15 protein-coding genes are annotated in these 15,327 nt (G+C 36.8%); 13 read left to right on the top strand and 2 right to left on the bottom strand.

All coding sequences use genetic code 11. The features are described from left to right. The first annotated feature begins 3 nt into the window (after window positions 1-3). The 7 genes from F933_RS05085 (at window position 4) to F933_RS05055 (ending at window position 3,987) form a co-directional block, all read left to right on the top strand. Window positions 4-423 (top strand): YeeE/YedE family protein, encoded by a 420-nt coding sequence (locus tag F933_RS05085; RefSeq protein ID WP_005059021.1) that lies wholly within the window; start codon window positions 4-6, stop codon window positions 421-423. Then, complete coding sequence (locus F933_RS05080) at window positions 420-830, top strand: DUF6691 family protein (protein ID WP_005059020.1); 411 nt, start codon at window positions 420-422, stop codon at window positions 828-830. The genes F933_RS05085 and F933_RS05080 overlap by 4 nt, the downstream gene beginning before the upstream one ends. Before the next feature lie 14 nt (window positions 831-844). After that, window positions 845-1,717 carry an MBL fold metallo-hydrolase gene (locus tag F933_RS05075; RefSeq protein WP_005059019.1) on the top strand — a complete coding sequence of 291 codons (873 nt, stop codon included), beginning with the start codon at window positions 845-847 and terminating at the stop codon, window positions 1,715-1,717. A gap of 190 nt (window positions 1,718-1,907) precedes the next feature. Continuing rightward, window positions 1,908-2,246, top strand: a complete 339-nt coding sequence (locus tag F933_RS05070; protein WP_005059018.1) for a hypothetical protein — start codon at window positions 1,908-1,910, stop codon at window positions 2,244-2,246. A 121-nt stretch (window positions 2,247-2,367) separates the two neighbouring features. Beyond that, on the top strand, window positions 2,368-2,649 hold the full coding sequence (locus F933_RS05065) for a hypothetical protein (RefSeq protein ID WP_005054121.1): 282 nt from the start codon (window positions 2,368-2,370) through the stop codon (window positions 2,647-2,649). Between the two features lie 110 nt (window positions 2,650-2,759). Continuing rightward, window positions 2,760-3,344 (top strand): uracil-DNA glycosylase family protein, encoded by a 585-nt coding sequence (locus F933_RS05060; RefSeq protein ID WP_005059017.1) that lies wholly within the window; start codon window positions 2,760-2,762, stop codon window positions 3,342-3,344. Between the two features lie 19 nt (window positions 3,345-3,363). Further along, window positions 3,364-3,987, top strand: coding sequence for a class I SAM-dependent methyltransferase (locus F933_RS05055; RefSeq protein WP_005059016.1), 624 nt, complete (start codon window positions 3,364-3,366; stop codon window positions 3,985-3,987). Here F933_RS05055 and F933_RS05050 read toward each other — a convergent pair. Together F933_RS05050 and F933_RS05045 are read right to left on the bottom strand one after the other, a co-directional pair. Further along, window positions 3,984-4,472 carry a pyridoxamine 5'-phosphate oxidase family protein gene (locus F933_RS05050; RefSeq protein WP_005059014.1) on the bottom strand — a complete coding sequence of 163 codons (489 nt, stop codon included), beginning with the start codon at window positions 4,470-4,472 and terminating at the stop codon, window positions 3,984-3,986. The genes F933_RS05055 and F933_RS05050 overlap by 4 nt on opposite strands. 117 nt (window positions 4,473-4,589) lie before the next feature. Further along, window positions 4,590-6,143 (bottom strand): phospholipase D family protein, encoded by a 1,554-nt coding sequence (locus F933_RS05045; protein ID WP_081400516.1) that lies wholly within the window; start codon window positions 6,141-6,143, stop codon window positions 4,590-4,592. Between the two features lie 131 nt (window positions 6,144-6,274). On the opposite strand from F933_RS05045, the gene F933_RS05040 reads away from it, so the two are divergent. The 6 genes from F933_RS05040 to F933_RS05015 all read left to right on the top strand — a co-directional run bounded on the left by F933_RS05040 (window position 6,275) and on the right by F933_RS05015 (window position 15,324). Further along, window positions 6,275-7,384 (top strand): S-(hydroxymethyl)glutathione dehydrogenase/class III alcohol dehydrogenase, encoded by a 1,110-nt coding sequence (locus F933_RS05040; protein ID WP_005059012.1) that lies wholly within the window; start codon window positions 6,275-6,277, stop codon window positions 7,382-7,384. A gap of 412 nt (window positions 7,385-7,796) precedes the next feature. Further along, complete coding sequence (atzF, locus tag F933_RS05035; RefSeq protein WP_005059011.1) at window positions 7,797-9,623, top strand: allophanate hydrolase; 1,827 nt, start codon at window positions 7,797-7,799, stop codon at window positions 9,621-9,623. A 15-nt stretch (window positions 9,624-9,638) separates the two neighbouring features. Further along, the gene (uca, locus tag F933_RS05030; protein WP_005059010.1) at window positions 9,639-13,244 is read left to right on the top strand and encodes an urea carboxylase; all 3,606 of its coding nucleotides are present in this window, start codon (window positions 9,639-9,641) and stop codon (window positions 13,242-13,244) included. An 11-nt stretch (window positions 13,245-13,255) separates the two neighbouring features. After that, window positions 13,256-13,951, top strand: a complete 696-nt coding sequence (locus F933_RS05025) for a GntR family transcriptional regulator (protein ID WP_005059009.1) — start codon at window positions 13,256-13,258, stop codon at window positions 13,949-13,951. A gap of 32 nt (window positions 13,952-13,983) precedes the next feature. After that, complete coding sequence (locus tag F933_RS05020) at window positions 13,984-14,292, top strand: hypothetical protein (protein ID WP_005059008.1); 309 nt, start codon at window positions 13,984-13,986, stop codon at window positions 14,290-14,292. Window positions 14,293-14,448: 156 nt separating this feature from the next. Continuing rightward, on the top strand, window positions 14,449-15,324 hold the full coding sequence (locus F933_RS05015) for an AraC family transcriptional regulator (protein ID WP_005059007.1): 876 nt from the start codon (window positions 14,449-14,451) through the stop codon (window positions 15,322-15,324). Window positions 15,325-15,327 lie beyond the last annotated feature (3 nt).

Genomic DNA, 15,327 nt, shown 5'->3' with positions numbered 1-15,327 from the left:
CGTATGTCTAGCATAATTTTAGCCTTAGTCGGTGGTTCAATCCTTGGAATCTCAGTCGTTGGCTATTTATATGTAAATGGTCGTATTGCGGGTATTAGTGGATTACTTGCACAAGTTTTGCAACCGAAATCGCTTTTAAATAATCCTGCATTTTGGTTCTTATCTGGCTTATTTATCATTCCTTTCATTTATCAGTTATTTGTAGAGCCTGAAATTGTGATCAAATCGTCTCCGCTAGGGTTGATTATTGCGGGCTTACTCGTTGGGTTTGGTACACGTTTAGGATCTGGTTGTACGAGTGGACATGGGATTTGCGGTATAAGTCGTCTATCTGTGCGTTCGATTGTGGCAACAGTAACATTTATGCTGGCAGGAATAGTAACTGTATTTGTTATTCGCCACGTATTAGGAGCTGCGATATGAAAAATTTATTCGCATTTATATTTGGTGGATTATTCGCGCTCGGTTTAATGGTTTCAGGTATGTCAAATCCTGAAAAAGTCTTAGGGTTTCTTGATCTATTTGGTGATTGGGATATCAGCTTAATGTTTGTGATGATTGGTGCAATCGCTGTTGCAATCATTCCATTTCAAAAAGCAATCCGAAATCCAAAAACACTGTCTGGTGAAGCGATCTCACTACCCACCAGTACTCAGATTGATAAAAAATTAATAATCGGTTCAATCTTATTTGGGATTGGATGGGGAATAGCTGGTGTGTGTCCAGCACCTGCAATTACCTTGATTGGTTTAGGTTATGTAGAAGCATGGTATTTTATCGGAGCAATGTTATTCGGTATTTTTATTCATCGCATGTGGGCAGAAAGATAATTAGGAGGGATGAGATGCAATATCCTCAAGTCAAAGCATTTTTTGATGAAAACACAAATACATTTAGTTATGTTGTGAGTGATCCAGAAACTAAAGCATGTGCCGTGATTGACAGTGTTTTGGATTATGACGCTGCATCAGCTACCACATCAAATTTTAGTGCAGATCAAATTATTAACTTTGTAAATGAGCAACATCTGAATGTTGAGTGGATTCTAGAAACGCATGTCCATGCTGATCATTTGACCGCATCTCAATATATTAAAGAGCATCTTGGTGGCAAGATTGCGATGAGTGAAAAGATTGGAATTGTTCAAGAGACTTTTAGCTCAATATATAATCTTGATATAAAAATGTTTAATTCCCATCAAACTTTTGATTATCTTTTTAAAGATGATGAGCATTTTAAAATCGGTCATCTAGATGCATACAATATTCCAACACCAGGGCATACACCAGCATGTTTAAGCTATGTAATTGGTAATGCAGTTTTTGTTGGTGATACTTTATTTATGCCAGATTATGGTACGGCGAGATGTGATTTTCCTAAAGGAAGTGCAGATATACTTTTTGATTCAGTGCAGAAACTTTATCAGCTCCCTGATGATACAAAAGTTTTTTTATGCCATGATTATAAGCCTGAAGGCAGGAATGAATATTTTTTTGAAACTACGATTGGGATTCAGAAAAAAAGCAACATTCATTTGAAGTCTGTTACTGATCGAGAAGCTTTTGTGAAAATGCGTCAAGCTCGTGATGCCACTTTATCGATGCCAAAATTGATTCTTCCATCGATACAAATCAATATGGATGCAGGGCGCTTTCCTGAACCAGAAGATAATGGTGTACGTTACTTAAAGCTACCGTTTAACTTTTTTAAATCATGATCAAAAAATATTTATAATTTAAGAAAATGAACAAGAATAGTTTCTCACAAGAAATTACTCTTGTTTGTTTAAAATATAAAAAATTCACAATTGAAGTTGTTGAGTTCCAGTAATATTACATTTGTATGAGACCATGATCACTCAATAAGAGCTAATCTTTGTAAGTAATTTTTAATTTGAATGGGAAATTATGCAAGCTAAAATTTTAATTTCAACCATGCTCATGATTATTTTAGTTGGATGTCAAAAGCAGCCTGAACAGAAAAATGAAGCAATTGATTCGAAAGTAGAATTTGAGTCAATAGATCAAAAAATAACAGGATATCTAGATATTCTTGATAATCCTACTAGCACTAGAGAAGAGCAAATTAAAGTATTATGTGAAGACTATCCTAAAACCTATGAAATTGAGTATGTGCCAGCTCTATTAACACTTCAGCCAGAAAGCTTTAACAAAGATGAGTTGGTGAAAGAATTAAAAATTTCTTTGGATTATTACACTGATAAATTGAACACTAATTGTCCGTAATTTATTTATTCTAAAAAAACTATGCGTCAAATAATGTCGTTATTATTGTATTTCAAGCTTGAAAAAGTGGAAAACGATCCTATTATATTTTGGTCATTTCCAAATATGAAAGGCCGAAAAGTTGAACGAAGAAATTTTGCTACCTGCACACAAAGCTACAGCAATTTCAAATGCAAATGTTAAAAAATTATCGGTGGATAAAATATTATCAAAATTATCTAGTACGATAAAACTAAGAGCAAATGACGGCGATAGGGATGCTTTACAACAATTTTCTAAACACGAAGTCAGTAGTGAGGATGCAGAAATTGTTGTATCTGAATTAAAGTCAGCAGGGTATAGAGTGTTTTTAAATCCTAATTTTACTAATACGAATATCCAATTTCAGCTTGAATGGGATTAGGAATCCAATATAAATAGCCTGCAATAAATCTAATTTGTGGGCTAAATTAATCTTTTAATCTAGAGTAAGTTGTTTGAGAAAATAGATTTAATAATTATAGAATACATCGAATGAATGATATTGAAACACATCCTTTACAACCATTTTTACCAGCGACTACTAAATTGCTGATTTTAGGAAGCTTCCCACCGCCAAAACACAGATGGAAGATGGATTTTTACTACCCCAATTATCAAAATGACATGTGGCGAATCTTTGGGCTAATTTTTTTTAAAGATAAAGATCATTTTTTAGATTTACCTACTAAAAACTTTAAAGAACAACAAATACGCGAGTTTTTAATTCAAATAGGAGTAGGGATTTTTGATACTGCTTATCAAATAAAACGCTTACAAGGTAATGCTTCAGATAAATTTTTAGAAATTGTCACGCCCACAGATTTATCAAAACTACTTGTGCAGATACCATTATGCAACATTATCATGACAACAGGTGATAAAGCGACAGATACGCTGATGCAGCATTTTAATGAGCAAGTAACTAAACCGATGATCGGGCAATCGGTACAAGTCAATTATATGGATCGAGAATTAAATTTGTATCGCTTACCTTCATCATCACGTGCTTATCCTCTCGCTTTAGAAAAGAAGGCAGAAGCATATAAGCAATTTTTTGAACAAATTGGCTTGGTTTAGTTAAATACAGGGAATAGTAATGAAAGATGTTGAAAGTCCAATTGATTTACGAAGCTTTGCTGATGCGTTTGAATGGCAAGAAACAGCGAATGTTAAGCGTCCGTGGAGAAAAGATTTTTTTGCTTATTACGCAAATCTGATTGCACAGCGTAAACTTGATAAATGTCATGTCTTGGAACTTTGTTCAGGTCCAGGTTTTCTTGCTAAATATTTACTCTCTCAATTGCCTCATATTGAATATACTGCCTTTGACTTTTCTGAAGCGATGCATCAACTTGCCCAAGAAAAGTTAGATGTTTCTGAACGATCACGAGCAAAATACTTTATTGGAGATTTTAAACAATCTAATTGGCACGATGCTCTAAATCAAAAATATGATTTTATCATTATCCATCAAGCTCTTCATGAGCTCAGACATAAAAGACATGCTGAAAATTTCCATAAAATTGTGAAAACACTTTTAAAGCCGAAAGCGAACTATTTAGTTTGTGATCACATGTGTGCACCGAATGCCATGCAAAATGATCAACTTTATATGAATAAACAAGAGCATATAGATGCGCTCACACGAGCATCATTTCAAGAGATCAAAATACCTTTAGAAATAGAGGGACTATGTCTGTTTGAAATGAAAGACCGTTAATTTAAATGTTCCATCATATTGGGATATTTAACCCATCTAAATGTATTGATCTTAACATTTCTTACTTGAGTAAATTCAGACCAAATTAACTGGCTGCCTTTTGTCCATTGAAGAGGTTTAGTTCTATGAGCGACGGCTAGCTTTTCTTGTTCTGTAGCAGGGCGTAAATCGCCAATTTCTACATACAGACGAACTCCAAAATACTGATCAAAATGTCCCTTAATGAAGGAGCTTAACCAAAACCACTTGTTGGTATTAATGGCTTGAATACAAGCTTTTGAATTTTGAAAAAGGTTTTCACTTAGCTTATCTGTATAAGTATCAAAGAAATAAGCTGTTTGGTCATCATTTAAAAAGATTGTACCAATAGGAGTGATTGTAGGTTGACCTAATGAATCTACGGTTGCAATAGATGCATGTAAGGACGACTTTTGTGCAGAAGAAAATACATGTTGAATGTTTTTCCAATCTTTTTCTAATATCATTATATTGTCCATATTATTTTTTAGTAATATAAATTAAGCATATAAAATTGATAAAAGAATAGTCTTTACTTATATTTGGTATGTCAATTTAGTCAATTAGAGTATGTTCATAGATATTTACATCATCCATTCCACTGGAAAATAAGATACAACATTCATCGTAAACCGCTGAAATGCAGTACTCTCAGGATCATGATGATGTTTAATTACTTCACCATCTTGATTATGTTCATACCAAACGATATTTCCATTTTCATCAAGTTTGAGTTGATAGGCAACTTGTAGTAAATGTTGGTCAAGCATCGCTGTAATTTGGTCTTGTAAATGATCTGATTCAACCACTAAACCGACTTCAGTATTTAAATGAGCTGAACGCGGATCAAAGTTAAACGAGCCAATAAATACTTTTCCATCCACATCAAAAAATTTAGCGTGTAGACTAGAACGATTTTTTCCCTTGACTGGAATAACGCTACCAGTTGCAACTTCATACCATGTTCGTTTTTTTCGTTCTATATTGGGCTTAAATTCATAAAGTTGTATCCCACTTTTCAAGAGGGGTTTTCGATATAAGTTGTAAAATGAATGAACCACTGCAACATCATTTGCGACTAAACTATTTGTCAAAACGCGTACTTTAATTCCATCTTGTGATAATTGGCTAAGATATTTCGTGCCGATATCTGTAGGTACAAAATATGCTGAAACCAATTCCATATGTTGTTTAGGTTCTCCCATAATTTTTAACACTTGGGAAAATAAAAGTTGTTGATCTTTAGCTTGTCCCAATGCTTTGTCAGGATGGTCTGCGACAAAATATGCTTTAGCCCATTGGATTGGGTAATTTTGTAGGCGCAATTTTAAATAATCTTGCGCTTCTTCTAATTTGTCTTCCGTAGGGGTGTTAATTTTATCTAAATTTCCATAGGTTATTCTTAATTGTTCAAGTGATTGAGTCGTTGTATGACCAAGTAATTGTTCAGTTGAATAACTAAGCTGATTATTCCAAAACTCATCAAAAACATGTTCTGCTCGATTTACTGCTTTTCCATAGAACAAAATGTCCATATCGCTAAATTGAAATTGATCACTAGCTTCAAAGTATTCACTACTAATATTTCGACCACCAGTCACAGCAATAGAGGCATCTGCAATCGTCAATTTATTATGCATACGATGATTAATTTGTTTTAATCTAAAGATATAATCAATAAAACGTAAGTGTCTAAATTTATAGGGATTAAAAATTCGAATTTCAAAATTTGGATGTTGAGCGAGCGCTTTTAATGTTTTGTCTAGCTTTACTCCATTTTGATCATCAATCAGTAAACGAATTTTTACGCCACGATCCGCTGCTTTTAAAAGCTCATGCAACATCAGATTGCCAATTGCATCGTCATTCCAAATATAATATTGCAAATCAAGTTGATGCTTAGCATTTCGAATTAAGTGAATACGTGACGCTATACTTAAAAAAGCATCATCTAAAGCTAAGAATGCAGTTAATCCTTTTTCAATATTAAGATCGGCTTGCGGATCATTCATCCACTTAGTTTTAGTTTGCACAGAAATACTCCGATCATGATTTTGATTGGGTGGCAATGAACAACCACTTAAAGTAACTAATGTAACAAGCGATATACTTCTAAAGTGGTACAAATTCTTTATCATTTTTATCGTGAAATGTTGCTTACTTATGTAAAGATAGCATTATATCTACTTGATGATGTTGAATATCAGCATAAAATCAGTTAACTGTTACAGAAACATAAAACACTACATGATTTATAAAGGATGAAGGTATGAAATCACGTGCAGCTGTTGCTTTTGCCGCTGGTCAACCATTACAAATTGTAGAGCTAGATGTTGAACCACCAAAAGCAGGTGAAGTGCTTATCAAAATTACCCATACAGGTGTATGTCATACAGATGCTTTCACCTTATCTGGTGATGATCCTGAAGGTGTTTTTCCAGCGGTATTAGGTCATGAAGGTGCAGGTGTAGTCGTTCAAGTTGGTGAGGGCGTGACGAGCGTTACTGTTGGTGATCACGTCATCCCGCTATACACAGCAGAGTGTAAAGAATGTTTGTTCTGCAAATCAGGGAAAACCAATCTCTGTGTTGCCGTTCGTGCAACACAAGGTAAAGGTGTGATGCCTGATGGAACAACACGTTTCTCTTATAATGGTCAACCGATTTATCACTATATGGGATGTTCAACTTTCAGTGAATATACGGTTGTGGCGGAAGTGTCGTTGGCAAAAATCAATCCTCAGGCAAATCATGAACAAGTCTGTTTGTTGGGCTGTGGGGTGACGACAGGGATTGGTGCAGTACACAATACTGCTAAAGTTCAAGAAGGTGATAGTGTTGCTATCTTTGGTTTAGGTGGAATTGGTCTAGCTGTTGTGCAAGGCGCACGCCAAGCCAAAGCTGGACGTATTATTGTAGTCGATACCAATCCAGATAAATTTGAACTCGCAAAACAGTTTGGTGCAACTGATTTCCTAAATCCTAGAGATTATGATCAACCCATCCAACAAGTGATCGTTGAAATGACAGGTTGGGGAGTAGACCATTCTTTTGAATGTATTGGTAACACCAATGTGATGCGCTCTGCACTGGAATGTGCTCATCGTGGTTGGGGGCAATCCGTTATTATTGGTGTAGCTGGTGCAGGTCAGGAGATTTCGACTCGTCCATTTCAGTTAGTAACAGGTCGTAAGTGGATGGGCACTGCTTTTGGTGGTGTGAAAGGTCGTTCACAATTACCTAAAATGGTTGAAGATGCAATGAAAGGTGAAATTGAACTTGCTCCTTTTGTTACGCATACAATGCCACTTGAAGAGATCAACGAAGCTTTTGATTTAATGCATGAAGGTAAATCAATTCGTACTGTTATTCACTTCTAATTATTAACGTTTAGCTTTGATGATACTTTTGCATCATCAAAGCTAAATAATGAAGCTTCTCAAAGCCACATATCAAAAAATACCTAAAAGATAGATGCTCTAACGATCAAGATTTTTGTTCTGCTCAAAGCTAATTGCTGAAAATAATCAAACTCATAGCTTCAATTTCTCAAATTGCAAAATCCAAGAAAAAATTTGCTCTAATACTAAGCTTAAGCTCTTAAATAAAATCGCATCTTGCTGAATTGTGGCGCACGTGCATTAAAACAAAGCCTTTTTAGCACCATTAGTTAATCTACAAGTTTAAAAGTTCATGGTGAATAAGATAATTAATTGAATTTTATGTAAAAAAAAACTGGCACACTTTCTGCTTTTATTTATCCAAACTTGTATACAAGATGGGATTCATAAAATGCATGAGATAAAAACTTTAGGTTGGACAATTTCAGAGTGGCAAACAGCTTATTCAAAAAATGAAATCCAACTTGATACTTTAAAAGATTTAGTTGCATCAATTGATCCTCAAGATAATGCGTGGATTTCAATTGCGACGGTAGAACAGATTGAACAGCAAATTCAATTTCTCAATGAATTAACTAAAGAAGCTGAGAGTTTAGCAAAACAATTTCCACTTTATGGCGTTCCGTTTGCAGTGAAAGATAATATTGATGCTGCAGGGTTTGTAACTACCGCAGCTTGTAAGGTATTAAATACAATTGCAGTACAAGATGCTGAAACAGTGCGTTTGTTGAAGCAAGCAGGTGCAATCGTAGTTGGTAAAACTAATCTTGATCAGTTTGCAACAGGTTTAGTAGGAACTCGCTCTCCATATGGTGCTGTTGCAAATACATTTAACTCTAAATATGTCAGTGGTGGCTCAAGTTCTGGTTCAGCAAGTGTGGTTGCTCGTGGATTTGTCCCATTTGCATTAGGCACAGACACCGCAGGTTCAGGGCGTGTACCCGCAGCGTTTAACAATATTGTTGGGTTAAAGCCAACCAAAGGGCGGTTTTCAAATCGTGGTTTATTGCCTGCATGTAAAAGTCTAGATTGTATTTCGATCTTTGCCTTAACCGTTATAGACGCAGATTTGGTTGCAAATGTTTTAGAAGCATATGATCCATTGGACAGCTATTCACGTAAGCATCCAAAGAATGTGCCAGCGCATTTCTCTAGCAAATTAAAATTTGCCATTCCAGAAAAACTAAATTTCTTTGGAGATGAACAGGCTGAAAAAGCATTTCAGCAAACAGTCCAATTACTTGAGTCATTAAATGCTGAAATTACTAGAATCGATTTTTCAGATTTTGAGCAACTGGCGGTGCAACTATATCAAGGTTCATGGGTGGCAGAACGTACCGCAGCGGTTGAAGATTTACTGAAAGCTAATCCTGATGCATTTGATCCAACGGTATTAGAAATTATTAAAAACGGCGAAAAATATTCAGCGGTGGATGCCTACAATGCAGAATATTTAAAACAAGATTTAGCTCGAAAAATCCAACAAAGATTGGCTGACTTTGATGCCTTAATTGTTCCAACCGCACCTACAATTTATACCATTGAGCAGCTTGAACAAAATCCGATTGAATATAACGCTCATTTAGGAACCTACACTAACTTTACCAACTTGGCAGATTTGAGTGCTTTAGCTTTACCAGCAGGATTTAGGGCTGACCATTTACCATTTGGGATCACTCTAATTGCACCTGCTTGGCATGATGCGGCATTGGTTCATTTTGGCAAAGCTTGGCAAAACTATCTTTCACTGAAATTAGGAGCATTGGATAAAGCTCTGCCTTTAAGTTCTGCTACACCTATTTCGCAACATCATATTCGTGTTGCAGTCGTTGGTGCTCATCTAACGGGTATGCCATTAAATTTTCAACTCACCACACGTGATGCCGTGCATATCGAAACCACAACAACCTCTAAAAACTATGCGCTTTATGCATTGAACGGTACTGTTCCACCGAAACCCGGCTTAGCACGTCAGCAAGATGGACAAAGCATCATTGTAGAACTTTGGGATGTGCCAATTGCACGATTTGGCGAGTTTGTAGCAGAAATACCAACGCCTCTAGGTATGGGGAATGTCGAGCTGGAAGATGGTCGCTGGGTGAAAGGTTTTATTTGTGAGCCTTATGGCATAGATGATGCTGAGAATATTAGTCATTTTGGTGGATGGAGAGCTTATATCCAACATCGTAACAGTCAAGCGGCAAACACAGCGAATTAATTGGGGGAAATCATCATGTTTAAAACTGTACTTATTGCAAACCGTGGTGAAATTGCTGTACGGGCGATTCGCACACTTAAAAAATTAGGTGTAACCAGTGTTGCTGTGTATTCGGATAGTGATCGTTATGCACAACATGTTGAAAATGCTGATATTGCAATTGCATTAGACGGTTTAAAACCAGCAGATACTTATTTGAGTATCGAAAAATTAATTCAGGCTGCTAAAAAAACTGGCGCTGAGGCAATCTTTCCAGGTTATGGCTTTCTTTCTGAAAGTGCAGATTTTGCTCGTGCTTGCGAAGAAAATAATATTGCTTTCATGGGACCAACGGCTGAGCAAATTCTAGAATTTGGTCTAAAGCATCGTGCTCGTGAATTAGCTGCTGCTGCCAATGTACCAATGACACCAGGAACTGGATTGTTGGATAGTTTAGATGAAGCACTGACTGCCGCAGATCGTATTGGCTATCCAATTATGTTGAAAAGTACTGCTGGCGGTGGTGGTATTGGTTTGACTCGTTGTGATACGCCACAAGCGTTAACCGATGCTTATGAAAGTGTAAAACGTTTGGGCGAGCAGTTTTTTAATGATGCAGGCGTATTTATTGAATGCTTTATTGATAAAGCTCGTCATGTTGAAGTACAAATCTTTGGGGATGGAAAAGGACAAGTCGTTGCATTTGGTGAGCGTGATTGCTCTTTGCAACGTCGTAATCAAAAAGTGGTCGAGGAAACTCCGGCGGCAAACTTACCTGAGGCGACACGTAAAAAACTGCATCAAGCAGCGGTAGAACTGGGTAAATCCGTTAATTATCGTAGTGCAGGAACAGTAGAGTTTATTTACGATGCCAATCGAGATGAGTTTTATTTTCTAGAAGTGAATACACGCTTACAGGTTGAGCATCCAGTCACTGAGATGGTTACGGGTCTAGACTTGATTGAATGCATGCTCAAAGTTGCTGCAGGCGATGAACTTGATTGGACATATCTCAACAATATTCAGCCTAAAGGTGCAGCGATTGAGGTTCGTGTTTATGCCGAAGACCCTGTGAAAAATTTTCAGCCTAGTCCTGGTGTACTGACAGAAGTTGCCTTTCCTGAGGGTACACGTGTTGATACTTGGGTCAAAACAGGCACAGAGATTTCTCAATACTTCGACCCGATGATTGCCAAAATTATTGTACATGCTGATGATCGTGCCAGTTCTATTGAAAAATTAAAGCATGTATTGGCTGAAACACGCTTGAACGGTATCAGTACAAACTTGGATTACGCACGTGCAATCGTTTCAGATCAGCGTTTTGAATCTATGCAAATTTGGACAAGAATGTTGGATGATTTCAACTACACGCCAAACGTAATTGAAGTGGTTCAAGCAGGGACTTTAAGTTCAATTCAAGATTATCCAGGTCGTACAGGCTATTGGGATATTGGTGTACCACCATCCGGTCCAATGGATGATTATGCATTTCAGCTTGCCAATCGTATTGTTGGAAATGATGCTAAAGCCGCAGGTTTTGAGTTTACTTTAGTCGGACCAACATTAAAGTTTCATACAGATACGATTATTGCTTTGGCGGGCGCAAGTTGTACTGCTTTGTTAGATGATCAGGAAATTGATTTTTGGAAACCTGTTGAAGTTAAAGCAGGACAAATTCTAAAAATCGGTCAAGTTGAATCAGGTTGCCGTACATATTTAGCGGTACGAAATGGTTTGGATGTTCCAGTATATTTGGGTAGTCGCTCTACCTTTGCGCTTGGTAATTTTGGTGGTCATGCAGGTCGCACCTTACGTGTCGGTGACATGATTAAAATGGTTGATCCAGCATTTGCGAGTGCAGAACTGCCACTTGCTCATGATATGCCTCAAGCATTGTCGACTAACTTGATTCCTGAATACACTAATGAATGGGAAATTGCGGTGTTATATGGTCCGCATGGCGCACCAGATTTCTTTAAACCTGAATATGTAGAAGAGTTTTTTGCATCAGAGTGGACGGTGCACTTTAACTCAAATCGTTTAGGTGTGCGTTTATCAGGACCAACGCCAAGCTGGGCAAGAGAAAATGGCGGTGAAGCAGGTTTACACCCATCCAATGTCCATGACTGTGAATATGCGATCGGTGCAATTAACTTCACAGGCGATTTCCCTGTAATTTTGGCGAAAGATGGTCCAAGCTTAGGCGGTTTCGTTTGTCCTGTGACGATTGCCAAAGCAGAACTTTGGAAAGTTGGGCAGCTCAAAGCTGATGATAAAATTCGTTTCTATCCGATTAGTATTGAACAAGCCAATGAACTTGAACGTCAGCAAATTGAAAATATCCAAAACTTTGCGGAAGCAAGCAAAATTGTAGAAACAATTGAGCCAATTCAAGAGGTTGTCAGTACGATTTTGGCACAACGTGAACCAACTGAATTGTCGCCAAAAACAGTGTATCGCCAAGCAGGTGATAGTTATATTCTCTTAGAATACGGCGAAAATGTTTTAGATTTAGCTTTACGTTTACGAGTGCATCAACTGATTCAAATGATTCGTGATGCAAAAATTGCAGGCGTATTGGAACTGTCACCGGGTGTTCGTTCACTACAGATTAAATACGATGGCTTAGTAATTCCACAATCACAATTAATTGCTCAATTACTTCAACTTGAAGAAGAAATGGGTGATCTAAGCCAATTAAAAATCCCATCTCGAATCGTACATTTACCGATGGCATTTGAAGACAGTGCGACTTTAGGTGCAGTTGAACGTTATCAAGAAAGTGTTTGTTCTAAAGCACCGTGGTTGCCAAACAATGTTGATTTTATCCAACGCATTAATGGCTTGGCAGATCGAAATGAAGTTAAAGATATTATTTTTGATGCGAACTATTTAATTCTTGGCTTGGGTGATGTGTATTTAACAGCACCTTGTGCCGTACCGATTGACCCACGCCATCGTTTACTCAGTTCTAAATATAATCCAGCTCGTACCTTTACCGCAGAGGGAACGGTTGGGATTGGTGGTATGTACATGTGTATCTACGGCATGGATTCACCGGGCGGTTATCAATTGATTGGGCGTACTCTGCCAATTTGGAATAAGTTTAAGAAAAACAAACAATTTGGCGATAAACAATGGTTCTTACAATTCTTCGATCAAATCAAATATTTTGAAGTGACAGAAGAGGAATTAAATCAATGGCGTGCCGACTTTGAAAATGGTCGTGCACAGATCAAGATTGAAGAAACAGAATTTGATTATGCGGATTATGTAAAATTTTTAGATGATGAAGCTGAAAGTATTGCCGAGTTTAAAGCTAAGCAACAACAAGCATTCACAACTGAGGTGGATCGCTGGAAAGAGGAGTTTGCGGCTCAGCCTGAAGAACAGATTGAAGAAAATAACTACTCTGATTACAGTCATTTAGCATCATTAAATGCATCGATGACAGGTAATATCTGGAAAATTTTTGTTGAACACGGTCAAGAGGTTAAAAAAGGTGAAACTGTTGCTATTATTGAAGCAATGAAAATGGAACTTCCTGTTTATGCAGAAGAAGATGGCATTGTAAAAGCCATTATTTGTAGAGCAGGGCAAACCGTACATAGTGGCGAACCACTGGTTTATATGGAATAAGGCAAGGTTGCATGAAAGAAACCAAAATAAAAACAACAAAAAGCTCAGACAATTTGTCTGAGCTGGTTTACCAACGCATCAAGAATGATATCTTTGATTTCAAACTGATGCCGGGTGAACGTTTCACTGAATCCGAAGTTGCAAAAGCTTATGATGTAAGTCGTACCCCAATCCGACAAGCGCTGTATCGTTTGCAACAAGAGGGTTATGTTGATGTGAGTTTTCGTAGCGGTTGGCAAATCCGACCGCTCAATTTTCGTTATTATGAAGAACTCTATGATGTGCGGATCGTATTAGAAAAAGATTCCATTCGTAAACTTTGTCAGATGGATCATCAAAAATCGGTTGAATTATCTGTTTTAAAAGATTTATGGCTGGTTGAATCTCATCAATACCTTAAAGACATTAAACAACTGTCACAACAAGATGAAGATTTCCATTGCGCTTTAGTTCGTGCCTCTGGAAATAATGAAATGGCGAGAATTCATCGTGATTTGAGTGAGCGAATTCGTATTATTCGTCGCTTAGACTTCTCTAAAGATTATCGCGTTGAAGCTACTTATCAGGAGCATCAAAAAATACTGGGTTATATTTTTAATCGTAAAGTAGATGAGGCCATTCAAGCGATTGAAGCACATATTATGCAAAGTCGTGATGAAGTAAAAAAAATTACTTTACAGATGTTGGATTCGAGTCAGTTTTATTAAGATTAGAGTATGACGAGCAATCAAGGATTTTTATGGATAACTGGCATTATGCCGTTGTAGCTTCAATTGTGACTATACTTGGAATGAGTTTAGTTTCGTTTCTCAAGCTTTTTAAACTATGGAAGGCTTCCTTAAGTATTTTTTTTATTTCTAGTATAGGGTTTTGTATCATTGGAGGATTAGGTAGGAAATCTGAAAATCATGGCTTTGATGGTGCATGGGGAAAACATGGTATATTGATGGAGTTTATGAATCTAGAAATAATTATTGTTAGTTTAGGCGTGGGTGCTTTTATAACACTATTATTTTTCTTAGCTATTGTTTTTTCTGATAATAAATAAGATTTAGTTTGCTAGATAACTTTTATAAATCTATATCACATGTTTAAATAAACTTCACAAAACTCTTTTTCCTATGCCTAATCCTGCATAAAACTAACATCTTTCCAGAGTTTACTATTTAATAATAAAATCAAACTTATAATCATCAGATGAAACATGATGAATGATCAAATACTTAGCTCACTGTTTATAAAACTTGTTGCTAAAGAAGGCTTCTTTGCGACCGCGATAAATGGCATCACTTTGATGCGTGTAGATCACACCACACCACCATTAGCCGTATTGCAAGAACCGACCTTAGTTTTTGTTTTACAGGGCAGTAAACGTGGTTATATCGGAACTGAAACCTATTCATTTCAGCAAGGCGAATGCCTTATCGTCTCTGTGTCTATGCCATTTGATTGTGATACCGTTGCAAGTGCCGAATTGCCTATGATTGCAGTCAGCATGAAACTAGAGGCAGATACGGTAAATGAGCTATTAGCAAAAACATATTTTGAAAATGAGAAATTTAAGCCACTCACTACAGGTATGAGTGTAATCCAATTTGATCAAACGATTTCAAATGTGTTAATTCGATTGTTAAATGCACTGGCATCTGAACAAGATAGCTTGATTTTAGGTGAACAAATCAAACGAGAGTTATTGTATCGAGTGATTCAACATTCGGGTGCCGATGTTTTAAAAGGATTAGTGGCTCAAGGAAACTTAAGACCAATTTATAAAATTTGTGAATATATTCAACATCATTTTACAGAAAAATTAACCGTGGAAATGCTTGCTGAGCAAGCTAATATGAGTACTTCTGCCTTTCATAAAGCATTCAAACAAGTCACACAACATTCACCGTTGCAGTATCTCAAAGTTACACGGTTGCATAAGGCAAAACAAATGTTGCAAAACGAAAACCAAAGCGTTGCTCAAGCAGCTTATGCTGTTGGTTATCAAAGCTCATCTCAATTTAGTCGAGAGTTTAAAAAGCAGTTTGGTTTTTCTCCTAATCAGACTGAAGTAAATATAGATAAGGAATGAGTA

The sequence above is a fragment of the Acinetobacter beijerinckii CIP 110307 genome (assembly GCF_000369005.1).
GTDB classification, from domain to species: Bacteria; Pseudomonadota; Gammaproteobacteria; order Pseudomonadales; family Moraxellaceae; genus Acinetobacter; species Acinetobacter beijerinckii.
This window is presented reverse-complemented; position numbering and strand designations above follow the sequence as displayed.

Coding starts and splice junctions, on each gene's coding strand:
- F933_RS05085 (WP_005059021.1), top strand. CDS start 4: ATGTCTAGCATAATTTTAGCCTTAGTCGGTGGTTCAATCCTTGGAATC.
- F933_RS05080 (WP_005059020.1), top strand. CDS start 420: ATGAAAAATTTATTCGCATTTATATTTGGTGGATTATTCGCGCTCGGT.
- F933_RS05075 (WP_005059019.1), top strand. CDS start 845: ATGCAATATCCTCAAGTCAAAGCATTTTTTGATGAAAACACAAATACA.
- F933_RS05070 (WP_005059018.1), top strand. CDS start 1,908: ATGCAAGCTAAAATTTTAATTTCAACCATGCTCATGATTATTTTAGTT.
- F933_RS05060 (WP_005059017.1), top strand. CDS start 2,760: ATGAATGATATTGAAACACATCCTTTACAACCATTTTTACCAGCGACT.
- F933_RS05055 (WP_005059016.1), top strand. CDS start 3,364: ATGAAAGATGTTGAAAGTCCAATTGATTTACGAAGCTTTGCTGATGCG.
- F933_RS05050 (WP_005059014.1), bottom strand. CDS start 4,472: ATGATATTAGAAAAAGATTGGAAAAACATTCAACATGTATTTTCTTCT.
- F933_RS05045 (WP_081400516.1), bottom strand. CDS start 6,143: ATGATAAAGAATTTGTACCACTTTAGAAGTATATCGCTTGTTACATTA.
- F933_RS05040 (WP_005059012.1), top strand. CDS start 6,275: ATGAAATCACGTGCAGCTGTTGCTTTTGCCGCTGGTCAACCATTACAA.
- atzF (WP_005059011.1), top strand. CDS start 7,797: ATGCATGAGATAAAAACTTTAGGTTGGACAATTTCAGAGTGGCAAACA.
- uca (WP_005059010.1), top strand. CDS start 9,639: ATGTTTAAAACTGTACTTATTGCAAACCGTGGTGAAATTGCTGTACGG.
- F933_RS05025 (WP_005059009.1), top strand. CDS start 13,256: ATGAAAGAAACCAAAATAAAAACAACAAAAAGCTCAGACAATTTGTCT.
- F933_RS05020 (WP_005059008.1), top strand. CDS start 13,984: ATGGATAACTGGCATTATGCCGTTGTAGCTTCAATTGTGACTATACTT.
- F933_RS05015 (WP_005059007.1), top strand. CDS start 14,449: ATGATGAATGATCAAATACTTAGCTCACTGTTTATAAAACTTGTTGCT.